This window comes from Streptomyces sp. NPDC048496 (assembly GCF_043200055.1).
Lineage (GTDB): Bacteria > Actinomycetota > Actinomycetes > Streptomycetales > Streptomycetaceae > Streptomyces.
Window position 1 is genome coordinate 19,739 of record NZ_JBICXB010000006.1, and the last position, 23,462, is coordinate 43,200.

General features: G+C 67.7%; 18 protein-coding genes and 1 pseudogene. 14 read left to right on the top strand and 5 right to left on the bottom strand.

All coding sequences use genetic code 11. From position 1 onward, the window contains the following. Positions 1-16: 16 nt before the first annotated feature. The 5 genes and pseudogenes from ACGFSA_RS08685 to ACGFSA_RS08705 all read left to right on the top strand — a co-directional run. Positions 17-199, top strand: coding sequence for an SPOR domain-containing protein (locus ACGFSA_RS08685; RefSeq protein ID WP_393301700.1), 183 nt, complete (start codon positions 17-19; stop codon positions 197-199). An 82-nt stretch (positions 200-281) separates the two neighbouring features. Further along, positions 282-746, top strand: coding sequence for a (deoxy)nucleoside triphosphate pyrophosphohydrolase (locus ACGFSA_RS08690; RefSeq protein WP_393301703.1), 465 nt, complete (start codon positions 282-284; stop codon positions 744-746). 151 nt (positions 747-897) lie between these two features. Beyond that, on the top strand, positions 898-1,326 hold the full coding sequence (locus ACGFSA_RS08695; protein WP_358861431.1) for an ATP-binding protein: 429 nt from the start codon (positions 898-900) through the stop codon (positions 1,324-1,326). Between the two features lie 193 nt (positions 1,327-1,519). Next, on the top strand, positions 1,520-4,078 hold the full coding sequence (locus ACGFSA_RS08700; RefSeq protein ID WP_393302212.1) for a SpoIIE family protein phosphatase: 2,559 nt from the start codon (positions 1,520-1,522) through the stop codon (positions 4,076-4,078). A 1-nt stretch (position 4,079) separates the two neighbouring features. Then, a pseudogene (locus ACGFSA_RS08705) lies at positions 4,080-4,208 on the top strand (cysteine hydrolase); the annotation flags it as partial. A gap of 6 nt (positions 4,209-4,214) precedes the next feature. Here the strand turns inward: ACGFSA_RS08705 and ACGFSA_RS08710 are convergent. From ACGFSA_RS08710 to ACGFSA_RS08725, 4 genes are read right to left on the bottom strand one after another with little or no spacing between them, the layout of a single operon-like run. Beyond that, complete coding sequence (locus ACGFSA_RS08710) at positions 4,215-4,988, bottom strand: succinate dehydrogenase/fumarate reductase iron-sulfur subunit (protein ID WP_393301706.1); 774 nt, start codon at positions 4,986-4,988, stop codon at positions 4,215-4,217. Next, positions 4,985-6,901, bottom strand: a complete 1,917-nt coding sequence (locus tag ACGFSA_RS08715; RefSeq protein WP_393301709.1) for a fumarate reductase/succinate dehydrogenase flavoprotein subunit — start codon at positions 6,899-6,901, stop codon at positions 4,985-4,987. The genes ACGFSA_RS08710 and ACGFSA_RS08715 overlap by 4 nt, the downstream gene beginning before the upstream one ends. Next, complete coding sequence (locus tag ACGFSA_RS08720; RefSeq protein WP_393301712.1) at positions 6,902-7,771, bottom strand: hypothetical protein; 870 nt, start codon at positions 7,769-7,771, stop codon at positions 6,902-6,904. Positions 7,772-7,780: 9 nt separating this feature from the next. Further along, complete coding sequence (locus ACGFSA_RS08725; RefSeq protein WP_393301715.1) at positions 7,781-8,029, bottom strand: hypothetical protein; 249 nt, start codon at positions 8,027-8,029, stop codon at positions 7,781-7,783. Positions 8,030-8,313: 284 nt separating this feature from the next. On the opposite strand from ACGFSA_RS08725, the gene ACGFSA_RS08730 reads away from it, so the two are divergent. The 8 genes from ACGFSA_RS08730 to ACGFSA_RS08765 all read left to right on the top strand — a co-directional run bounded on the left by ACGFSA_RS08730 (position 8,314) and on the right by ACGFSA_RS08765 (position 20,772). Beyond that, complete coding sequence (locus ACGFSA_RS08730) at positions 8,314-10,674, top strand: ABC transporter family substrate-binding protein (RefSeq protein ID WP_393301718.1); 2,361 nt, start codon at positions 8,314-8,316, stop codon at positions 10,672-10,674. 693 nt (positions 10,675-11,367) lie between these two features. Beyond that, entirely contained in the window at positions 11,368-13,239 is a 1,872-nt protein-coding gene (gene typA / locus ACGFSA_RS08735) for a translational GTPase TypA (protein ID WP_393301721.1), read from the top strand. 671 nt (positions 13,240-13,910) lie between these two features. Continuing rightward, entirely contained in the window at positions 13,911-14,369 is a 459-nt protein-coding gene (locus ACGFSA_RS08740) for a hypothetical protein (protein WP_393301724.1), read from the top strand. Positions 14,370-14,816: 447 nt separating this feature from the next. Next, positions 14,817-16,472, top strand: coding sequence for an ABC transporter substrate-binding protein (locus ACGFSA_RS08745; protein ID WP_393301727.1), 1,656 nt, complete (start codon positions 14,817-14,819; stop codon positions 16,470-16,472). Between the two features lie 183 nt (positions 16,473-16,655). Further along, positions 16,656-17,582 (top strand): ABC transporter permease, encoded by a 927-nt coding sequence (locus ACGFSA_RS08750; RefSeq protein WP_393301730.1) that lies wholly within the window; start codon positions 16,656-16,658, stop codon positions 17,580-17,582. Between the two features lie 33 nt (positions 17,583-17,615). After that, on the top strand, positions 17,616-18,539 hold the full coding sequence (locus ACGFSA_RS08755; RefSeq protein ID WP_393301733.1) for an ABC transporter permease: 924 nt from the start codon (positions 17,616-17,618) through the stop codon (positions 18,537-18,539). A 51-nt stretch (positions 18,540-18,590) separates the two neighbouring features. Further along, complete coding sequence (locus ACGFSA_RS08760; RefSeq protein WP_393301736.1) at positions 18,591-19,637, top strand: ABC transporter ATP-binding protein; 1,047 nt, start codon at positions 18,591-18,593, stop codon at positions 19,635-19,637. Beyond that, positions 19,630-20,772 carry an ABC transporter ATP-binding protein gene (locus tag ACGFSA_RS08765; protein ID WP_393301739.1) on the top strand — a complete coding sequence of 381 codons (1,143 nt, stop codon included), beginning with the start codon at positions 19,630-19,632 and terminating at the stop codon, positions 20,770-20,772. The genes ACGFSA_RS08760 and ACGFSA_RS08765 overlap by 8 nt, the downstream gene beginning before the upstream one ends. Before the next feature lie 120 nt (positions 20,773-20,892). Here ACGFSA_RS08765 and ACGFSA_RS08770 read toward each other — a convergent pair whose 3' ends face one another. Further along, on the bottom strand, positions 20,893-21,429 hold the full coding sequence (locus ACGFSA_RS08770; RefSeq protein WP_393301742.1) for a hypothetical protein: 537 nt from the start codon (positions 21,427-21,429) through the stop codon (positions 20,893-20,895). 377 nt (positions 21,430-21,806) lie between these two features. Here ACGFSA_RS08770 and ACGFSA_RS08775 point away from each other — a divergent pair, with 377 nt between their 5' ends. Next, the gene (locus ACGFSA_RS08775; protein ID WP_393301745.1) at positions 21,807-23,435 is read left to right on the top strand and encodes an ABC transporter substrate-binding protein; all 1,629 of its coding nucleotides are present in this window, start codon (positions 21,807-21,809) and stop codon (positions 23,433-23,435) included. Positions 23,436-23,462: the final 27 nt, after the last annotated feature.

A 23,462-nucleotide genomic window follows, 5' to 3' on the forward strand; every position in this document is an offset into this window, starting at 1 on the left:
GCTCGGGAGGGACACGATGAGCGACGACGGTGCCGTGCTCCCTTGGCTGGTGATACGGCGGGACGACAACGGCAATCGGTACCGCGTCGGCAGGTATGCCACGCAGGACGAGGCGCAGAGGATCGCCGACAAACTCGACAACCGCGGACACAAGCAGCTCTATTGGGTGGAGCGCATCGGGCAGAGCGCCCGGCCGTGACCGACGGCCGACTACGGGGGTGGTACGGGACGGGGCGGGGCGTGGCCTGTGAGGGGTGGAGCCGGGGACTAGGCTCCGCGCTATGAGCGATCGCGTGGTGGTGGCCGGAGCCGTCTATGACCAGGGGCGCCTGCTGGCCGCGCGTCGCAGTGCCCCGCCCGAGCTGGCCGGCCGCTGGGAGCTGCCTGGTGGAAAGCTGGAGCCGGGGGAGAGCGGCGAACAGGCGCTCGTACGTGAACTCCGCGAGGAGCTCGGCGTCGAAACCGAGCCGCTGGAGCGCATCCCCGGCGAGTGGCCGCTGGGGCCCGGATGCGTACTCCGGGTGTGGACCGCGCGAGTGCTGTCCGGCGTGCCGGCGCCGCTCCAGGACCACGACGAGCTGCGCTGGCTCGGGCCCGGCGAGGGCGACGAGGTCGACTGGCTGGATCAGGACCGGCCCGCCGTTGCCGAAGCCATGCGCCGCCTCCCGACCGGATCCGCGTCGACCGGGACCGCGTCGACCGGATCCGCGCCGCCCCGGAGCCTGCCGGGCGTCGCGCGCCGCTGATCGGGCGCACCCCTCTGTGCGCGCGTTGCGAGCACGTCGCCGTACGCCCATACGCCCTACGCGTCGATTCCGGCGATAGGCCGCCCCAAATATCGGGTATGTGCTGATTAGCCCCCATAAACAGGACGTTCTTCGCTGCTGGTCTTGGGAAGTGATCGGCGTGATCGATACCGAAGGCGACTGCGCCGAGTGGACCTTTCCGGCAGTGCCCGGCGCCGTGCGTACTGCTCGGCATGCGGTCCACGAGACGCTGCGGGGGTGGGGGCTCGACGCGGCCGTGGGTGATGTGACCGTCCTGCTGGTCAGCGAGCTGGTGACCAATTCCTTGCGCTACGCCTCGGGCCCCATCGGGGTACGGCTGGTGCGCCCCCGCCTCGATGGCGAAGCTCCGGACGCCCGCCCCGGACTGCTTGTGGAAGTCTCCGATCCGCTTCCGGATCCGCCCACCGAACGTGCTGCCGCACCCGACGACGAAGGTGGCCGAGGACTGCAGCTGGTGGCCTGTTCCGCACGCCGCTGGGGGACCCGGCGCGGAAAGAGTGGCAAGACGGTGTGGTTCGAGCTGGCCCTCCCTGGTTAGGAGTGGGGTGGGACGCACAGCGATCACCAGAGGTCGGGCAGAACCTGACTGAAAGGGACTGTGGCCGTGCTGTGATCGTGAAGGCCGTGTCGGTATGCGCCGTAGTGCTGAATACTGCGGGCAGGACCGGTCCGGTGTGTGAGCTGGAGGGGACGGTCGCGTGAGCGAAATACCTGGGACAGCGGGCGACGTCGTGTGGCAGAGCAGCCCGCCTGGCTCGATCTATGACTACATCAGGGTCGCCTCCTTCTCGATCGGCCCCGACGGGCTGATCGAGCAGTGGAGCCGCCGGGCCGCCGGCCTCTTCGGCATTGCCGCGCACGAGGCGGTGGGCAGGGACCCGGTCGAGACCTTCATGCCCGCAGAGTTGCGCACCGGCGGTCATCGCCGGGTCGGCGAGATACTCGACGGCAAGGAGTGGACCGGCCTCGTCCCCTTCCGGATGCCGGGCGAGGACGTCGTGCACGGTCTCGCCGAGGTCTATGTCATGCCCAGCGAGACGGAGAGCGGGGAACCGGCCGCCCTCTGTATCGTCGTGGACGTCCGCGCTCTGCGGCGTATCGAGACGGACCTTGCGGCATCGCAGGCCATTTTCGGTCAGTCTCCCTTCGGTTTCGTGCTGTTCGGCACAGACTTCACGGTCGTGCGCGCCAACCAGCGCTTCGCCACCGTCTTCGGCGGACAGGCCGACGACCACCGCGGCCGCACGGTCGACGACTATCTCGCCCGCCCCGAGGCCGAGCGGCTCACCGCCACACTCAGGCAGGTTCTGGAGACCGGGGACTCCGTCACCGATCTCCAACTCGTCGGCACCGCACCGGGCGACTCCGAGAGCCGCCACTGGTCGGTGAACCTCTACCGCGTGCACAGCGGAGCAGGCCGCCCCATCGGCATAGCCGGAGTGGCCACCGATGTCACCCGCCGACACATCGCCGCCCGCGAGGCCGCCAGCGCCCGCCGCAACCTTGCCCTGCTCAACGAGGCCGGCGCCCGTATCGGCAACTCCCTGGACCTGGAGACCACCGCCCGCGAGCTCCTCGGCGTCGCTGTACCCGGCTTCTGTGACCTCGCCTCGGTCGACCTCTACCAGGGGCTGCTCACCGGTGACGAGGCACCGCCCGGCAGTTGGGGCTCGCTCCGCCACAGGTCCACCGCCGGATCCGCGGAACTGCGCCGTGTCGCCTTCGCCAGCGCCGTGTCGGATGTCCTGCCGGCCACTGTCCTGGACAGCGCCTCGACCGACGGTGCCACCGACCCGCCCGCCCTGGGCGCCGTCCACCGCTACTCCTTCAACTCTCCCTGTTCCATAGCCCTGCGGACCGGCCACATCGAGGACGTCCCCGGCGACGAACGTGGCTTCGTCCAGTCCACCCTTGCCGTTCCGATGGTCGCCCATGACACCGTCGTCGGCCTCGTCCAGTTCTCCCGTACCAAGGGCAGCGAACCCTTCGGCGAACGCGACCGGGCCCTCGCCACCGAACTCGCCGCCCGCGCCGCCGTCTGCATCGACAACGCCCGCCTCTACCGGCGCGAGCACGAACGCGCGCTCATCCTCCAGCGCAGCCTGCTGCCACCGGGCGATCCCGAGGCCGCCGGTCTCGACATCGCCTGCCGTTATCTCCCCGGCAACACCGCGACCGAGGTCGGTGGCGACTGGTTCGACGTGATCGAACTCCCCGGACACCGCACCGCCCTGGTGGTCGGCGACGTCATGGGCCGTGGACTGCGCGCCGCCGTCGCCATGGGCGAACTGCGTACCGCAGTAAGGACCCTGGCCCTCCTCGACCTGGAACCCGCCGAGGTGCTCTCCGCCCTCGACGAGGTCGCCCGCGGTCTCGGCACCCCCGGTGTCAGCACCCCCTCCGACGGCCTCGGCGGCGCCCAGTGGCCGTCACGGGCGTCCCACAAGGCCCGGGATGCAGATCTCTCCGAGGTCTACCTGGCGACCTGTGTCTACGCCGTCTATGACCCGGTCACCCGGCGGTGCACCTTCGCCAACGCCGGACACCTCCCCCCTGTCGTGGTCGAGCCGGGCGAACCTGCCCTGCTGCTCGACGTCCCGCCCGGGATGCCGCTCGGCGTCGGCGGCGAACCCTTCGAGGAAGTCGAGGTCGAACTGAAGGAGGGCGCCCTCCTCGCCCTCTACACCGATGGTCTCGTCGAGTCCCGCGACCACCCGCTCGACGAGGGACTGCAGGCTCTGCGCAACGCCCTCATCGAACCCGAGCTTCCGCTCGAGGACGTCTGCGACCACGTACTGACCACCCTCGACACCCGGCACGGTGAGGACGACATCGCCCTGCTGATGGCACGCATCCAGGGGCTGCCGGTCGACGCGGTCGGCGACTGGCGGCTGCCGCGCGAACCCCGCTCCGTCGGCCGCGCCCGCGAACTGGCCCGTCGACAACTGCTCGCCTGGGAACTCGATGACCTGGTGGACACCACCGAACTGCTCGTCAGTGAGCTGGTCACCAACGCTCTGCGCTACGGCGAGGGCGAGATCCGGCTCAGGCTGCTGCGCGAGCGTACGCTCGTGTGCGAGGTATGGGACGCGGGTCTCGTCCAGCCGCGGCGACGCCGAGCACGCGATACGGACGAGGGCGGGCGCGGGCTGCAGCTGGTCGGACTGCTGAGTGCGGCCTGGGGTTCGAGGCGGACTCCGCGCGGCAAGACCGTCTGGTTCGAACTGCCGCTGCCCGACGGGGAACCAGCCGCAGAGCGCACGGTCGAGCAGCTGCTGAGCACGTTCTGAAAACGTCACCGTCGTCACGGACGCGGTCACCGACATGGACGGCGGCTCCCACACCAACAGCATCGAGAAGATCTTCCCGAGGCTCGGCGAGACGGACACCACCGGGGCGGTCGTCAAGCTGCTCGGCTGACCGGCGTCAGGGAGTCTCCCGCCGACGGATCATGTTCCCCAGCCACACCAGCGGGTCGTACTTGCGGTCCACCGCCCGCTCCTTCAGCGGGATCAGCGCGTTGTCCGTGATCTTGATGTGCTCGGGGCAGACCTCCGTACAGCATTTCGTGATGTTGCAGTAGCCCAGCCCGTGCTCCTCCTGCGCCGTCGCCTTCCGGTCGAGTCCCGACTCGGCGGCGGCGTCCAAGGGGTGCATGTCCAGCTCGGCGACCCGCATCAGGAAGCGCGGTCCGGCGAACGCCGCCTTGTTCTCCTCGTGGTCGCGGACCACATGGCAGGTGTCCTGGCAGAGAAAGCACTCGATGCATTTGCGGAATTCCTGCGAACGCTCCACATCGACCTGCTGCATCCGGTAGTCGCCCGCCTTCACCCCTTCCGGCGGTACGAAGGCGGGTACTTCCCGTGCCTTGGTGTAGTTGAAAGTCACGTCCGTCACCAGATCGCGGATCACCGGGAACGCCCGCAGCGGAGTGACGGTGATCGTCTCGTCCCGGTCGAACACCGACATGCGGGTCATGCACATCAGTCGCGGCCGTCCGTTGATCTCCGCGCTGCACGACCCGCACTTGCCCGCCTTGCAGTTCCAGCGCACCGCCAGATCGCCCGCCTGGCCCGACTGGATCCGGTGGATGATGTCGAGGACGACCTCGCCGTCGTTCACCTCGACCGAGAAGTCCTGCAGGTCACCGCCGTCGGTGTCGCCGCGCCAGACCCTGAACCGGGCTTCGTAGCTGCTCACTCGTACGGCTCCTCTTCGGCGAGGTACTTGACCAGCTCCTCCTTGTCGAAGAGGGAGAGCAGGTCCGGTCGGATGGGTTCGGTCGTCTTCCGTACGAGTTCGATCCGGCCGCCCAGCGGCAGGGTGCCGTCGTCGGACAGCCGGCAGAGCAGATTGACCGGCCGCCAGGAGCGCTCCATCGTCGGACAGTCCTCGCGGGTGTGACCGCCGCGGCTCTCCGTGCGTTCCAGCGCGGCCCGGGCGACGCACTCGCTGACCAGCAGCATGTTCCGCAGGTCCAGGGCGAGGTGCCAGCCCGGGTTGAACTGGCGGTGGCCCTCGACCCCGGCGCGGCGCGCCCGTATCCGCAGCTCGGCGAGGTTCTCCAGCGCCTGTTCCATCTCGGGTGCCCGCCGGATGATGCCGACCAGGTCGTTCATCGTCTGCTGGAGTTCCTGGTGGAGGGTGTACGGATTCTCCGCGGGCCCCCCGGCGACGTCAGGCTCCTCGGCGCTGAACGGACGCAGTGCCTCCGCCGCCGCCGCGTCGATCTGTTCCTGGTCCACCACCGGCGGGTCACCGATCCCGCTCGCGTACTCGGCGGCGTGCAGTCCGGCGCGTCGGCCGAAGACCAGCAGGTCGGAGAGGGAGTTCCCGCCGAGCCGGTTGGAGCCGTGCATGCCGCCCGCGACCTCGCCCGCCGCGAACAGACCGGGCACGGCGACGGTTGCCGCGGTGTCCGGGTCGACGGCGATTCCGCCCATCACGTAGTGGCAGGTCGGGCCGACCTCCATCGCCTCCGCCGTGATGTCGACATCCGCCAGTTCCTTGAACTGGTGGTACATCGAGGGCAGCCGCCGCCTGATCGTCTCGGCCGGCATCCGGGTGGACACGTCCAGGAAGACGCCACCGTGCGGTGAGCCGCGGCCTGACTTCACCTCGGAGTTGATGGCGCGGGCGACCTCGTCGCGCGGCAGCAGCTCGGGCGGGCGGCGGTTGTGGTCCGGGTCCTCGTACCAGCGGTCGCCCTCCTCCTCCGACTGCGCGTACTTCTCCTTGAACACATCGGGGACGTAGTCGAACATGAACCGCTTGCCCTCGGAGTTGCGCAGCACCCCGCCGTCGCCGCGCACCGACTCGGTGACGAGGATCCCCTTCACCGACGGGGGCCAGACCATGCCGGTCGGATGGAACTGTACGAACTCCATGTTCAGCAGGGGCGCGCCCGCCAGCAGCGCGAGGGCGTGGCCGTCGCCGGTGTACTCCCAGGAGTTCGACGTGACCTTGAAGGACTTGCCGATGCCGCCGGTGGCGAGGACGACCGCGGGCGCTTCGAGGACGAAGAAGCGGCCGGACTCGCGCTCGTAGCAGAAGGTCCCGCTGACCTGCTCGCCGTCCTTGAGCACCCGCGTGACGGTGCACTCCTGGAAGACCCTCAACCGGGCTTCGTAGTCGCCGTGCTCGCGGTGGTCCTCCTGCTGCAGCGAGACGATCTTCTGCTGGAGGGTGCGGATCAGTTCGAGGCCGGTACGGTCCCCGACGTGGGCGAGCCGCGGGTACTCATGGCCGCCGAAGTTGCGCTGGGAGATCCTTCCGTCCGGCGTACGGTCGAAGAGCGCCCCCCAGGTCTCCAGCTCCCAGACCCGGTCCGGCGCCTCCTTGGCGTGCAGCTCCGCCATCCGCCACTGGTTGAGGAACTTCCCGCCGCGCATGGTGTCGCGGAAGTGCACCTGCCAGTTGTCCCCGGAGTTCACATTGCCCATGGAGGCGGCAATTCCGCCCTCCGCCATGACCGTGTGTGCCTTGCCGAAGAGCGATTTGCAGATGACCGCGGTACGGGCCCCGCGCTCCCGCGCCTCGATGGCGGCGCGCAGCCCGGCGCCTCCGGCACCGACCACGACGACGTCCCACTGCTGCCGTTCGAGCTCAGTCATTCAGAAAAACCTCGGATCGTCGAAGGCGCCGGAGGCGACGAGATACACGTAGAAGTCGGCGAGCGCCACGCTGATCAGGGAGGCCCAGGCGAGGAGCATGTGCCGGGCGTTCAGCCGGCCCGCCCAGCCCCACAGCCGGTAGCGCACGGGGTGTTTGGAGAAGTGCCGCAGCCGGCCGCCGATGATGTGCCGGCAGGAGTGGCAGGACAGGGTGTACGCCCAGATCAGCGTGATGTTGATCAGGAAGATCAGGGAGCCGAGGCCCATGTGGCCCCAGGTGTAGTGCTCGTCGCGGAAGGAGAGCACGGTGTCGTACGTGAGGATCCCGGCGACCGGCAGCGCGGCGTAGAAGAAGTACCGGTGGATGTTCTGCATGATCAGCGGGAAGCGGGTCTCGCCGGTGTACGTCGTGTGCGGCTCGGCGACCGCGCAGGCCGGGGGTGAGGCCCAGAAGCCCCGGTAGTAGGCCTTGCGGTAGTAGTAGCAGGTCAGCCGGAAGCCGAGCGGGAAGACCAGGATCAGCAGGGCGGGGGAGAGGCCCCACCAGCTGCCGAAGATTTCCCAGTTCGGGCCGTGCCGCATGGGGGCGCAGTTCTCCGCCAGACAGGGTGAGTAGAACGGCGACACATAGGGGGCGGCGTAGTAGTCGGCGTTCGAGAAGGCCCGCCAGGTCGAGTAGACGATGAAGGCGAGGAGCCCGCCCGCGGTGACCGCGGGCGCCAGCCACCAGCGGTCGGTCCGCAGATGGCGGGCGGCGATGGCGGCCCGCGAGGCGTCGTGCACGCCGGACGGCCGGGTGGTACGTGCGCCGTGCCGCGCGGGGGCCTTGCGTCGAGATGGTTCCGTACCTGGTTCTGTACCGGTGGCCAAGGAACTCTCCTAGGGGGCGTGCCTGCCGCGGACGCCCAGACCCTCGTCGTCCGAGTCCGTCCACAGGGTGGCGTCGTACGGCGCCTCGTTGATCGTGATGACGCCGCCGACGGGGTCGGTGCCGGCGGCGGGCCCGGGCGGCTGCGGACCGGTGTCGGTCGCGCGCAGCTGCGCAAGGCTCCGCTCCAGCCGTCCGACGGTGCGGACCAGGTCGTCGAGGCAGTGCTGAACGGCAGTCAACTCGTCCTGCAGTGACATGACTTGCTCTCGCCTTCGCGGTAGCGGATGGCAATGCTCATGCGCATGCGAGTGTCGCGCGTCACATCCCCTTTGGGAAGGGAGCGGGCCGTCCCGTCTTTGCCCGATGCTCCGCCGCACAGGTGAGGTTCGCGGGCCGTGCGCCGTGTCTGCGCCGTCTCGCGCGCGTGGGCACCTTCATTGGATGAGCGGAACCAGTGTGATCAACAGCCAATGCCACCACATACGCATCATCTGGTCCATTCGAGTACGGGTGGGCCGGGCCGGCCCCGGAGGTATCAGCCATGTCCCACGTCGGCGTCCCGCGCGGGACGGTCCGAAAGCGCCGCCCGCTCGCGCTCCTTGTCGCGGGTGTGCTCACGATCCCCGCGCTCGCCGGGTGCGGCAGCTCGGACGAGGAGGCCACCGCCGCCATCGCCGTTCCGCAGGACGTAGCCCCCGCGGGCCGGGGCCAGGTCGCCGAGGGCGGCACGGTCAACTGGGCGATCGACGCGATGCCCGCGACCTTCAACGCCTTCCAGGCGGACGCCGACGCCACCACCACACGCATCACCGGGGCGCTGCTGCCGACGCTCTTCCCGCTCGACGCCAAGGGCACCCCGCAGATGAACCGGGACTATCTGAAATCCGCAAAGGTTGTCGAGCGCGAGCCCAAGCAGGTCGTGCTCTACCGGCTCAACCAGCAGGCGGTCTGGAGCGACGGCCGGGGGATCGGAGCCCCCGACTTCGTCGCCCAGTGGCGGGCGCTGAGCGGCAAGGACTCGGCGTTCTGGACCGCCCGCAACGCCGGCTACGAGCGGATCGAACGGATCGAGCGCGGCGCCAACGACCTGGAGGTCCGGGTCACCTTCGCCAAGCCGTACGCGGACTGGCGCTCCCTCTTCTCCCCGCTGTACCCCAAGGAGACGACCGGCTCCCCGGCCGCCTTCAACGACGGAGCGCGGACCACACTCAAGGCCACCTCCGGACCCTTTCGGCTGCGCGGTGTGGACCGGGGGAAGGGCGCCATCACCCTGGTCCGCGACCCGCGCTGGTGGGGCGGTCAGGCGAAGCTCGACTCGATCGTCTTCCGTGCGGTCAAGCCGCAGGACCGCACCGCGGCGCTGGTCGAGGGCAAGGTCGACGTCGCCGATGTCGACGCGGCGGCGGCGCACCGGATCGTGGCGGCGGGACGGGACAAGGGAGGCAACGGGCAACCGCTCACCCACGGCCCCGGCCGGGAGACCGGCCCGGCCGCCGCGATGCGCTCCTGGGCCGTGGCGCACGGCTCGGACGAGAAGGCGGCGGCGGTCGCCCGGGCGGCCAGGGAGAAGGCCAGGGCGGCCGCCGAGGTGTACGCCTCCGAGCAGGACGGGCTGCGCGCCTACGTTCTCCGCAAGTCGCTGGAGCCCGCCTACACCCAGCTCGCGCTGAACGGCGAGTCCGGGCCACTGGCCGACAACCGGGTGCGCCGCGCGGTCGCCCGGGCCCTGAACCGCCAGGAGCTCGCCGACGCCGTACTGAGTCCGCTCGGCCTGCCCGCTGCCCCGCTCGGCAGTCACCTGGCGGTGGCCGGACAGCGCGGCTACCACGACAGCAGTGGGGCTCTCGGCGACCAGGACACCGGGGCGGCGCAGGCGCTGCTGGCGGACGCCGGCTGGACCCGGGACGGCGCGGCGAAGAAGCCCGGCAGCACGAAGGCGGGCAGCGAGGGCGCGACGACGAAGGGCAAGGCAGCTGAGGAGAAGAAGAGCAAGGGAGCTGAGGAGAAGGCGGACAAGGCCACGAAGGAAGAGAAGGACGCGAAGACCGACGGCGACAACAAGCCGGGTGACGGCGAAGGATTCAGCCGCGTCCTGGCCCCCGCTCCGGCCGCCGCCTTCCAGAGCGCCGCACTGCTGCGCCAGGCCGGAACCTTCTCGGACGCGTACGCCGACGCCCGTACCGCCGCCGGCACCGATACCCGCCCTGCCGAGGGCACCCGGGAGAAGGTCACCGCCCAGGAGCGCGGGCCGGGCGGCGCCGTCGGCGCCTACGCCCCCGCGGGGACTGCGGCGCCGGCGGCCCCGGCCAAGGCCGCCGACCCCGTCCGCGGCCCCCTCGGCAAGGACGGCAAGTTGCTGACCCTGCGTTTCGTCCTGCCGTCCGGACCCGGCTCGGAGTCGCTGCGGACCGTGGGGGACAAGATTTCGGCCATGATCGATGCGGTCGGCATCCGCACCGAGATCATCAAGGTCTCGGACGCCAGCTACTTCAAGGACCATGTCGCCTCCGGCGACTACGACCTGGCGCTGTACTCCTGGCCCGCCACCGCCTACCCGGCCACCGACGACCGGCCGATCTTCGCCAAGCCGGTCCCTGCCACCGACGGTTCGCTGCTGGTCGACCAGAACTACACCCGCGTCGGTACGGACCACATCGACCAGCTCTTCGACCAGGCGGTCTCCGAACTCGACGAGGGGGCTGCCCAGGACCTGATGAAGCAGGCGGACGCCCGGATCTGGGCGGCTGCAGGATCGATTCCGCTGTATCAGCGCCCACAGCTCGTGGCCACCGGCAAGAAGCTTGCGAATGTCGGCGCCTTCGGCTTCGGACTCCCGCACTACCAGGACATCGGTTTCAAGAAGCCGCAAGCGGCAGGACCTCCCGCGAATCGTAAGAAATAGCAGGTCAGGGCCGCAACGGAAGCTCAGAAGTGGCTCAATTCCCTTGCCCGCCGACCCACTCGGCGGGCAAGGTCGTGGCTACCTGTTGACCCGGGCAACCCATGCGCGGACACCCCCCACACTGCGCATCCCCTCCCCCTCCGAAGTCGCTCAGCTGCCTCGTCGAGCCGCCTCCCCGGCCGGGGAGGCCGTGGCCGCCGGTGAAATTCACCGGAAGACACGACCACGGGGGCAGAAACACGAAGCGCGAGGGCGATGGGCTGCCACCGCGTCGAAGGGCGGGGAGGCGGCTCCGGTCCGGAACGCGGCGGATCGGTTCCCCGGCCGCGCGGCCGGGGAGCCGGTATGTGGCGTACAGCACCCTCCGGCTGGTCGGGGCCGATTTCCGCTCCTCCGCGGCGGGGGAGCGAAGGGCGAGCAGACCGCCGGACATGTGGCGAACTGAAGTGTTTCGGGTGCCTGAGCAGTCGGCTGCGACGAGGCGTTCGGCGAGAGCGGCCCAGCCGCGGCCCGCGCAGCCGGCGGCGTCGGTCGCCGTCTGTGAGCGGCCGGTAACCCTTGCCCAGGAAGCCGCTACGGCGCCAGCCCCGTACCATGGGGGTAGCCGTGGCGTGTCCGCCCGGCGGGCGTACGAGGACTTGAGACCGACTGAGACGCCTGATCCCACGATCCGAGAGAAGCGCAAGCCACCCAATGCCCACGCGCCACGACATCCGTAACGTAGCCATCGTCGCCCACGTCGACCACGGCAAGACCACGCTGGTCGACGCCATGCTGAGGCAGGCCGGCGCCTTCGCCGCGCACGCCGCCGAGCACCTCGACGAACGCATGATGGACTCGAACGACCTGGAGCGTGAGAAGGGCATCACGATCCTCGCCAAGAACACGGCGGTGAAGTATCACCCCAAGGACGGCGGGGACCCGATCACGATCAACATCATCGACACCCCCGGCCACGCCGACTTCGGCGGCGAGGTCGAGCGCGGTCTCTCGATGGTGGACGCGGTCGTGCTGCTCGTCGATGCCTCCGAGGGCCCGCTCCCGCAGACCCGCTTCGTGCTGCGCAAGGCGCTCGCCGCGAAGATGCCGGTGATCCTCTGCATCAACAAGACGGACCGTCCGGACTCGCGGATCGCCGAGGTCGTCGACGAGACGTACGACCTGTTCCTGGACCTGGACGCGGACGAGGACCAGATCGAGTTCCCGATCGTCTACGCCTGCGCCCGTGACGGCGTCGCCTCGCTGACCAAGCCGGAGGACGGCACGGTCCCGGCCGACAGCGAGAACCTGGAGCCGTTCTTCAACACGATCCTGGCGCACGTCCCGGCTCCGCAGTACGACGACGAGGCGCCGCTGCAGGCCCACGTCACCAACCTGGACGCCGACAACTTCCTCGGTCGTATCGCGCTCTGCCGCGTCGAGCAGGGCGAGCTGCGCAAGGGCCAGACCGTCACCTGGATCAAGCGCGACGGCACGATGTCCAACGTCCGCATCACCGAGCTGATGATGACCGAGGCGCTCACCCGCAAGCCGGCCGAGAAGGCGGGCCCGGGCGACATCTGCGCCATCGCCGGTATCCCGGACATCATGATCGGCGAGACGCTGGCCGACCCCGAGAACCCGGTCGCGCTGCCGCTGATCACGGTCGACGAGCCGGCCATCTCGATGACCATCGGTACGAACACCTCGCCGCTCGTCGGCAAGGGCGGCAAGGGCCACAAGGTCACCGCCCGCCAGGTGAAGGACCGCCTCGACCGCGAGCTGATCGGTAACGTGTCGCTCCGCGTCCTGGACACCGAGCGCCCCGACGCCTGGGAGGTCCAGGGCCGCGGCGAGCTCGCGCTGGCCATCCTCGTCGAGCAGATGCGCCGTGAGGGCTTCGAGCTCACGGTCGGCAAGCCGGAGGTCGTCACCAAGCAGGTCGACGGCAAGACGCACGAGCCGATCGAGCGCATGACGATCGACTCCCCCGAGGAGCACCTCGGTGCGATCACGCAGCTGATGGCGACCCGCAAGGGCCGCATGGAGACGATGACGAACCATGGTTCGGGCTGGGTCCGCATGGAGTGGATCGTCCCGTCCCGCGGCCTCATCGGCTTCCGTACCGAGTTCCTGACGCAGACCCGCGGTACGGGCATCGCGCACTCCATCTTCGAGGGCCACGAGCCGTGGTTCGGCGAGCTGCGCACCCGCCACAACGGCTCCCTCGTCGCGGACCGCGCGGGTTCGGTGACCCCGTTCGCCATGGTCAACCTGCAGGAGCGCGGTGTCATCTTCACCGAGGCCGGCACCGAGGTCTACGAGGGCATGATCGTCGGCGAGAACTCCCGCGCCGACGACATGGACGTGAACATCACCAAGGAGAAGAAGCTCACCAACATGCGTGCCGCCTCCGCGGACACCACGGAGAACGTGGTGCCGGCCCGGAAGCTGTCGCTGGAGCAGTCCCTGGAGTTCTGCCGCGAGGACGAGTGCATCGAGGTGACCCCGGAGACCGTGCGTATCCGCAAGGTCGTCCTGGACCAGAAGGAGCGCGGCCGCGCCGCGTCGCGCGCCAAGCGCTGACGCGTCGCGGGCGCTCGTCCGATCCGACCCGGTCCGCGGGATCGGATCGGACGATGCAACCAGGCCAGGCCCCCGCTGATGGCGGACTCCAGGGGGCGCTGCCACGCAGGTCCGTCTGTTCAGGCGGCGAGTAGTTGACGTAAAACGCTCGGCTGGGTTTCCCAGTCGAGCGTTTTACGTGGGCGGTTGTTGCGTTGGGCGGCGAGGGAGTCGAGGTGTTCGCAGACGTGGACGTACGGTCCTCCTCCCCGCGGCCCGGGATGGGCCTACAGGCGACACCGTCGCGAGGACCCCTTTTCGTGCTGACACTCCCCGGTGGTGTCTCCGACCGTGTGAGTGGCTCGCAGATATGCAATCGGAAATGACTCCTTGATGTCGGATTTGCGATCGCGACTCCCCTGACGTCCGGCCATAGCGGCTTCAAGGGAGCCTCAAATCGCTGGAACTGAGGGGTTGTTGAGTGCCATGCTCTTCATGGTCGCACCAACTGGTGGGGTTGAGATTGCAATGCGAAACGGTCTTCATTCGCATAAGCAAGGGGGAAATTTGATGAAGAAGCTGTTGGCGGTCGCACTTGTGGGGACGGCTGTGTCGGCCGTGCTGACCACCCCGGCGGTGGCGGCCGCGTCGGGCAATGACCCGATGTGCAGCCCCGGGAGGACCAAGCTCGTGTGGACCGGCAAGAGCAAGGGGTCATCACGCACGGGAAGGTGGTCGAGAACTACACGGGCGGCACCGTGACGAAGACGTTCAGCGCCGAGAAGGTGCGCGAGGTCAGGGCGTCGGTGACCGCGACGTCCGGGGGGAAGGTCGGCGGGGACGTCGTCCTCGCCAGCCTCGAGGGTTCGGTCGGACTGGAGCTGCAGGCCGAGGGCAAGGTGACGAACACGAAGTCCGAGTCCATCAGCTTCAAACTGACGAAGAACGGCAAATACGTTCTCTACGCCGGCACGAAGAAGGCCAGTGGGTACTACGCCCAGTATCGTTGCGACCGTGGCACGAAGTGGGTCAAGACCGGCCGTTACGGCAAGGCCCAGAGCTGGACGGTTCCGGCTGAGGGTGGGCTGCGCTGCGGCGTGAAGGTCCCCAAGGGATCGCTCGCCGAGGTTGCGAAGAACAAGTGCTGCTGATCCGGCGACCGTGAGTGCTCCGGCGGCCCGCTGCCCTGCGGGCCGCCGGAGCGTTTCGCCGACCCCGGCTGCGAACCGCGGCAGGGGTGCCGGGTTGACGGGTGCCGCAACCCGATTTCATGAACTCGGCGTCCGGATATCGGGCGTCGCTCTCCGGAACATGCGTCAACGGTCCGTTTCGAGGGTGTCTGTCTGGGATCGCTTTGTCCGCATTTCGATCAACTGCGCCCTGTCGATGTTGTCAAACCGAGACCCTTTAAGTGTGGTTTACGGCCCGGTCGTACCCAATAGTTGGCTCCATTGAGCTCGGGTCAATGGGTCACGCACTGTGGGGAGTGCCGACTCACGAGCACACTCGAGGCACTGAAACGATCACCGTCAGGGGTGTCGGTGTATCACGCCAGTGCCTTTGTTGTAGTCAAAAGTGGACTCATGAGGAGGAAACCCATGCGTGGTGCCAAGAGCGCCAAGTGGGTCGCGGGAGCGGCCATCATCGCCCTGGCCGCGACCGCCTGTGGTGGTAACGACGACAACAGCTCCGGCAAGGACAAGGGGGGCTCGGGCAAGGCCGGCGGTACGTTCCGCCTGGGCATCACCGAGCCGGTCGCGATCGACCCGTACAACGCCCAGGAGTCCGAGGGCATCCTGGTCACGGACAACCTCTTCTCCGGCCTGTACGAGCCCACGGCCGACGGCCAGGTCATCCCGGTGCTCGCCGAGTCGAAGCAGGTCAGCGACGACGGTAAGACCTGGACCTTCAAGATCAAGGCCGGCACCAAGTTCAGCAACGGTGAAACGGTGGACGCCGAGTCCTTCATCCGCGGCTGGAACCGTGTCGCGCAGAAGAAGGCCGCCTCCGACGTCGCCTACCACATGGCCGGCATCGCGGGCTTCGCCGACGTGCAGTCGGGCAAGTCCGACGCGATGTCGGGCCTGAGCGCCCCGGACGCGAACACCCTCCAGGTGAAGCTCTCGGAGCCGGACTTCGAGTTCGACGTCAAGACGACCCACACCGTGTTCAGCCCGGTGCCGAAGGTTGCCGGAGACGCCAAGAACAAGGCGTACAACGTTGCTCCCATCGGTAACGGCCCGTTCAAGATGCAGGGCAAGTGGGAGCACAACAAGAAGATCACGCTCGTCCGTAACGACGACTACGGTCTGGCGAAGGCGAAGCTCGACAAGGTCGAGATCTCGATCCTCAACTCCCAGAACGGCTCGACCCTGGAGTACCAGGGCTTCCAGTCGGGCCAGTTCGACTGGGCGCGTATGCCCACCCCGCAGCTCGCTCCGGCCAAGGCCAAGTACGAGCCGCAGGGCGAGTGGCTTGAGCAGGACACCAACGGCATGAACTTCCTCCTGCCGATCACCGACAACGGACCGCTGAAGTCGGTGAAGGCCCGCGAGGCCGTGTCGTACGCGATCGACCGCGACGCCATCATCTCCGGTGTTTTCCAGGGCATGCAGTCCAAGTCGACGACGATCCTGCCGCCGGTCTTCAAGGACGTCTACACCAAGGACCTCTGCACCTCCTGCGTCAAGCAGGACAAGGTGAAGGCCAAGGCCCTGGCGAAGGAGGCCGGTCTCAAGCCCGGTACCACCATCAGCATCGGCTACAACACCGGTGCGGGCCACGAGGAGTGGATCCAGGCCATCTCCCAGCAGCTGGAGGAGGTCCTCGGCGTCAAGGTGAAGGCGACGGGCAAGCCCTTCGCCGAGCTCCTCGCCGACCAGCAGAAGCCGAAGGCCGAGGGCGCCTACCGCTTCGCGTGGGGCGCGGACTACCCGACGCCGGACAACTTCCTGTTCCCGCTGCTGGACACCGCGTCCATCAACAAGGACGAGTCGGGCAAGGTCACCGGTGACAACCGTGGCCGTTACAGCAACAAGAAGTTCGACGACCTGCTCACCAAGGCCCGTGCCACCAAGGATCCCGCTGCTCGCAACGAGATCTACAAGGAGGCCGAGAAGGTCGCCCTGGACGACGTGGCGCTCATCCCGCTGTGGAACCGTCACCAGCTGCGTCTCGTCAACACCAAGAAGTTCGCGGACGTCAAGATGGACTTCCACGAGGACCCGAACCTCGCCGAGCTCAGCCTGAAGTAACCGGTCGCCGCTCAAGAGCGGCACCGAATTGGGGGCCGTGGTGCTGAGCATGCGCTCAGCGCCACGGCCCCTGATGCCCGTCGGGAGTGGTGCGATCCACCGCCCCGCCCCCCAAACCCCACCCCCCCGCATCCGGGGCGAGGGCACTGCTCTGGTAGGCGCAGTGAGGTAGAGAGGTAAGTCATGGGAAGGTATGTGGTCCGTCGGCTCGGCCAGTTGGTCGTGGTCGTCCTGGGCGCGACCCTGGTGTTGTTCGCCTGTCTGTTCGTGCTTCCGGGTGACCCGGTCGGACAGATCGCGGGCAGCGACAAGGCGCGTGATCCGGCTGTCATCGAGCAGCTCCATAAGCAGTACGGCCTGGACAAGCCGTTGGTGGTGCAGTACGGCACCTATGTCGGCAAGCTCGCCACCGGCGACCTGGGCCAGGACTACACCCAGAGCCGTCCGGTCACCGAGATCCTGGGCCCGAAGCTGGTCAACACCGCGGAGCTGGCCGTCGTCGCGATCGTCTTCGATGTGATCATCGGTGTCGCGGCCGGTGTGATCGCCGCGATGCGCAGATATTCCATCTGGGACATGTCGGTCACCTTCACTACCACCCTGGCTATCGGCGTACCCTCCATCGTGCTCGGCATGATCATGCAGTGGATCTTCGTGATCCAGCTGGGATGGTTCCCGCTCATCTCCGACGGCACCGTCAATTCACTGATCCTGCCCGCGTTCACGCTGGCGATCATCGACGCCGCTCTGGTGGCGCAGATCGCCCGGAGCACCATGCTCGAAGTGATGGGTGCCGACTACGTCAAGACCGCGGTGGCCAAGGGACTTCCCCGCGCCACGGTTCTTTTCCGGCACATCTTGCGCAACTCCGTGATCCCGGTGGTCACCTACGTGGGTATCTCCTTCGGATCGCTGCTCGGCGGCGCGATCATCACCGAGACGATCTTCAACTGGGACGGCATCGGGCTGGCGCTGGTCAACGCGATCCAGCAGAACAACAACCCCATCATCGTGGGGGTCGTGACGATCAGCGTGGGGGTCTTCGTCGTGCTGAACCTGATCGTCGATCTGCTCTACGCCGCCCTTGACCCGCGTATCCGCCTCGCCTGATCCGGCCGAGTCGTCCGAAATAGGAGTTACACCATGACTGAACTCGTCACGGGCAAGGAGGGGCCGGCGGTGGCCGATCCCGGCATAGCGGCGGCGGGCGCCGAACCCGCCGTAGCGCGGGTGAGCCAGTGGGCCGACATCCGGGCCCGCTTCTTCGCCAACAAGCTCGCTGTCGTCGGTCTCGTCATCCTGGTCGTTCTGATCCTGGTCTCGATCTTCGCGCCGCTTCTGGCGCCGTTCGATCCGCTCAAGCAGAACCTCACCAACACCCTTCAGGCGCCGGGCGGAGAGCATCTGCTCGGGACCGACGCGCTCGGCCGCGACCAGCTGTCGCGTCTCATCTACGGCAGCCGGATCGCCATGATCGTCGGTATGGCGTCGATCTTCGTGGCCTGCACGATCGGCGTCATCCTGGGCGCCCTGGCCGGTTACTTCGGCCGCGCCATCGACTCGGTGATCATGCGTGTCGCGGATGTCTTCTTCGCGTTCCCGCTGCTCATCGGTGCCATCGTCGTCATTCTGCTGATGGGCCGTGGAGTGCTGCCCGTCGTGCTGTCGCTGGGTATCTTCTCCTGGGCCACCTTCGCCCGCCTGCTGCGCAGCCAGATCCTCTCGGTGCGCGAGATGGACTATGTGCACGCCGCCCGGGCACTGGGCGCGAGCCGGTTCCGGATCATCCGCCAGCACATCCTGCCCAACTCGCTGACGGCCGTGCTGGTCTACGCGACCAGCAACGTCGGTATCGCCATCGTGGCCGAGGCATCCCTCTCCTACCTCGGCGTCGGCGTACCGCCGGAGGTCGCCGAATGGGGCAACATGGTCTCGGCCGGCCGGAACTTCATGGGAGTCAAGGACTTCATGTGGACGTATCCGAGCCTCGCCATCGTCGTCACCGCGCTCGGCTTCGTCCTGCTGGGCAACGGTCTGCGCGACGCACTCGACCCGAAGCTCCGGTGAGGCACCGCGATGAGTGCAAGCAAGCTGAGCAAGCAAGCCGAAGGTGATGACATGACCAGCGCCGAGACAGCCGGCGTCGGCAGCGGACCGGCCCAGGCCGCACCGCTGCTCGAAGTCCGGGACCTCCACGTGGAGTTCAAGGTCCGCGACACTGTGACCAAGGCGGTCAACGGTGTCAGTTACAGCGTGAACGCCGGCGAGACCCTCGCCGTGCTCGGTGAGTCCGGCTCGGGCAAATCCGTCACCGCGCAGGCGATCATGGGCATTCTGGACAGCCCGCCCGGCCGCATCGCGGGTGGCGAGATCTTCTTCCATGGCCAGGAGATCCTGTCCATGCCGGAGAACGAGCGCCGCAAGCTGCGCGGCGCCAAGATGGCGATGATCTTCCAGGACGCGCTGTCCTCGCTCAACCCGGTTCTCTCCGTGGGCTTCCAGCTCGGTGAGATGTTCCGGTCGCACCTCGGCCTGTCCCGCAAGGACGCCAAGGCCAAGGCCATCGAGATGATGGACCGGGTGCGCATTCCGGCCGCGAAGCAGCGCGTCGGGGACTACCCCCACGAGTTCTCCGGCGGTATGCGCCAGCGCATCATGATCGCCATGGCGCTCGCCCTGGAGCCGGACCTGATCATCGCCGACGAGCCGACCACCGCGCTCGACGTGACGGTGCAGGCGCAGGTGATGGAACTGCTCGCGGAGCTTCAGCGCGAACTCGACATGGGCCTGATCCTGATCACGCACGACCTGGGTGTGGTCGCGGACGTCGCTGACAAGATCGCCGTGATGTACGCGGGCCGGATCGTCGAGACGTCCCCGGTCCACGAGATCTACAAGCGCCCCGCCCACCCGTACACCAAGGGTCTGCTCCAGTCGATCCCGCGCCTGGACCACAAGGGCCAGGAGCTGTACGCGATCAAGGGCCTCCCGCCCAACCTGCAGAACATCCCGGCGGGCTGTGCGTTCAACCCGCGCTGCTCCGCCGCGCAGGACATCTGCCGTACGGACATTCCGGTACTCAGCCCGGTGACCGAGCAGGACGGCACCGAGCTGGTCGGCCGCGGCAGCGCCTGCCACTTCTGGAAGGAGACGATCCATGGCTGACATGAAGAAGGAGTCCGTGGACGCCACCCCGAACGTCACCGAAGTGGAGACGGTCGACGCATCCACCGAGGCGGCGGCCGTGGCCGCCATCGAGGCGCCGGTCGCGCAGGGCGAGCCGATCCTCCAGGTGCGCGATCTGGTCAAGCACTTCCCGCTGACCCAGGGCATCCTGTTCAAGAAGCAGATCGGTGCCGTCAAGGCGGTCGACGGGATCTCCTTCGACCTGTACCAGGGCGAGACGCTGGGTATCGTCGGCGAGTCCGGCTGTGGCAAGTCCACCGTCGCCAAGCTCCTGATGATGCTGGAGACGGCGACGGCCGGCGAGATCTTCTACAAGGGCCAGGACATCACCAAGCTGTCCGGGCAGGCGCTGAAGGCGGTCCGCCGGAACATCCAGATGGTGTTCCAGGACCCGTACACCTCGCTGAACCCCCGTATGACCGTCGGTGACATCATCGGGGAGCCCTTCGACATCCACCCCGAGGTGGCCCCGAAGGGTGACCGGCGCCGCAAGGTGCAGGATCTGCTCGATGTGGTCGGTCTCAACCCCGAGTACATCAACCGCTATCCGCACCAGTTCTCCGGCGGTCAGCGCCAGCGCATCGGCATCGCCCGCGGCCTCGCGCTCCAGCCCGAGATCATCATCTGCGACGAGCCGGTGTCGGCCCTGGACGTCTCCGTCCAGGCGCAGGTCATCAACCTGATGGAGAAGCTGCAGGACGAGTTCAACCTCTCCTACCTCTTCATCGCGCACGACCTGTCGATCGTCCGGCACATCTCCGACCGGGTCGGCGTCATGTACCTCGGCAAGATGGCCGAGATCGGTACGGACACGCAGATCTACGACCACCCGACGCACCCCTACACCCAGGCGCTGCTGTCGGCGGTCCCGGTTCCCGACCCGGAGGCCCGCGAGAGCCGCGATCGGATCGTGCTCGTCGGTGACGTCCCGTCGCCCGCGAACCCGCCCTCGGGCTGCCGCTTCCGCACCCGCTGCTGGAAGGCCGAGGACAAGTGCGCCACGGAGGTGCCGCTGCTGGCGGTTCCCGAGCGCTTCAAGTCCTCGGACACCCCGGCCGCGCATGAGTCGGCCTGCCACTTCGCCGAGGAGAAGGACGTCGTCGGCGCGGCGTGACGATGTCCGGCCGGACATGAGCCGGAAGGCCCGGAACCGTTTCGGTTCCGGGCCTTCCGGCGTCTGCGGACTGTCATCCTCCGCGACTATGACAGTCCGTCGCGCTCGGTGCCTGCTGGGCTACCGGTACTGAATGCCCCACAGGTTGCTGCTCTTCTTGACCGGGGCCACGTTGTTGCTCTTCTTCCAGACGAACTGCTTCTGGCAGGTGCCGCCGCTCTTGGGGACCCACCTGTACTTGGTGACGCTGAAGCCCTTCGCCTCGTGCTGCATCATGAGGCGGCCCATGGTCTTGCCCGACTTCTTCTTGACCGTTGCCGAGTAGGACCAGGTGTCGGACTTCGACCACGACTTGCCGACGGCAACGCTGAACGAGGTCGATGCCTTGGCGAAGATCACGCCCGCCTCCGCGCCGACGGTCGCCGTGCCCGTCGCGGTCCAGGTGCCCGTTCTGTTCTTGGTGTAGCCGAGGGTCACGCCCGGCTTGCCCCAGTCGCTGTGGATGTTGGTGTTCACCCAGACGGTCTTCTTGTCGCCGATGGTGTAGAAGGCCGGGCCGTCGCACATGGCGCCCGCGGAGGCGGGTGAGGCCGTCGCGCCGACGACTCCGGCGCCGAGCACGGCGGTGGATACAAGGGTGGCTATGGCACGCTTCACGCGGCTTCTCCAGGTTGATGGTGATTCGGTTGCCTACAGGTCATAGCGTCTCCTCAACTCGCTTGTCCTGTAAGTGATTTGAGGGACTTCTGAGCTTCCTGCTTCGAATGCGGGAGCGGCCTGTGCGCGAGCGGTCGCGAAGGCGCGCGGAGCCGATCGCTCCGGCGCCTTTCTGCGCATTCGGGAGCAAGGCCGCGGTCTTGGGGGCAGGGCCTTCCGGAGGTGGCCGCCGTGTCACGGGCGAGTCCACCTTCATGACGGACCCTTCGACGGTTCCGGTGAGGGATACACACGTACGGCCGCAGATAGTGTGCATTTGTATTGCTTCGGGGAGATATTGGGCTCTGAGTGTGATGAAGATCCAAAGGAGGCGCTTCATGCGCGGAGCCACACAGGCCAAGTGGGCCGCATGTGCGGTGGCCGTCGCCCTGGCGGCGACGGCATGCGGCGGAGGGGGCAGCGGTGGCGGCGGTGGGGTCAACGGAATCGTGAGCTCCTCCTGGGGTGACCCGCAGAACCCGCTGGAGCCCGCCAACACCAACGAGGTGCAGGGCGGCAAAGTCCTCGACATGGTCTTCCGGGGGCTGAAGAAGTACGACCCGAAGACCGGTGCGGCCACGAACATGCTGGCCGAGAAGATCGAGTCCACCGACTCGCAGAACTTCACCATCACATTGAAGGACGGCTGGACCTTCAGCAACGGCGAGAAGATCACGGCGAACTCTTTCGTGGACGCCTGGAACTACGGCGCCCTGCTGAAGAACAACCAGAAGAACGCCTACTTCTTCGGCTACATCGACGGCTATGACAAGGTCCACCCGAACACCGGCAAGTCCTCCGCGGCCACGCTCTCCGGCCTCAAGGTCGTCGACCCCAGGACCTTCACCGTCAAGCTGTCGCAGAAGTTCTCGCTCTGGCCGGACACCCTCGGCTACCCGGCCTTCGCGCCCCTGCCGAAGAGCTTCTTCACCGACCACGCCGCCTGGCTGTCCAAGCCCGTCGGCAACGGCCCGTACACCATCGAGACGTACACCAAGGGCTCCTCGATGAGCCTGCGCAAGTGGGACGGTTACCCCGGGGACGACAAGGCGCAGAACGGCGGCATCGACCTCAAGGTCTACACGGACAACAACACCGCCTACACCGACCTGGTCGCGGGCAATCTCGACCTCGTCGACGACGTACCGGCCTCGCAGCTGAAGAACGTCAAGGCGGACCTCGGCGGCCGCTACATCAACACCCCGGCCGGCATCATCCAGACGATCGCCTTCCCCTTCTACGACAAGAAGTGGGACACCCCCGGAGGCACCAAGGTCCGGCAGGGCCTGTCGATGGCGATCAACCGGGACCAGATCACCAGCCAGATCTTCCAGAAGACCCGCACTCCCGCCTCCGACTGGACCTCCCCGGTCCTCGGCGAGGAGGGCGGCTTCAAGAAGGGGCTCTGCGGTGCCCCGTGCGAGTACAACGCGGCGGACGCCAAGAAGCTGGTCCAGGAGGGCGGCGGGATCCCCGGCGGCCAGCTGAAGATCTCGTACAACGCGGACACCGGCTCGCACAAGGAGTGGGTCGACGCCGTCTGCAACAGCATCAACAACGCGCTGGGCAACAACAAGGCCTGCGCCGGCGCCCCGGTCGGCACCTTCGCCGACTTCCGCAGCCAGGTCTCCCAGCAGAAGCTGACCGGCCCCTGGCGTGCGGGCTGGCAGATGGACTACCCGCTGATCCAGAACTTCCTGCAGCCGACCTACTACACGAACGCCTCGTCCAACGACGGCAAGTGGAGCAGCAAACAGTTCGACTCCCTGATCGACAAGGCCAACGCCGAGTCCGACAAGGCCAAGGCCGTCTCCACCTTCCAGGACGCGGAGAGGGTCCTCGCCGAACAGATGCCCGTCATCCCGCTCTGGTACCAGAACGGCAGCGCCGGCTACTCGGACCGGATCACCAACGTCTCGCTGAACCAGTTCAGCGTCCCGGTGTACGAGCGGATCACGGTCAAGTAGGACCCGGAAGCCGGGTGGCCGGTGCAC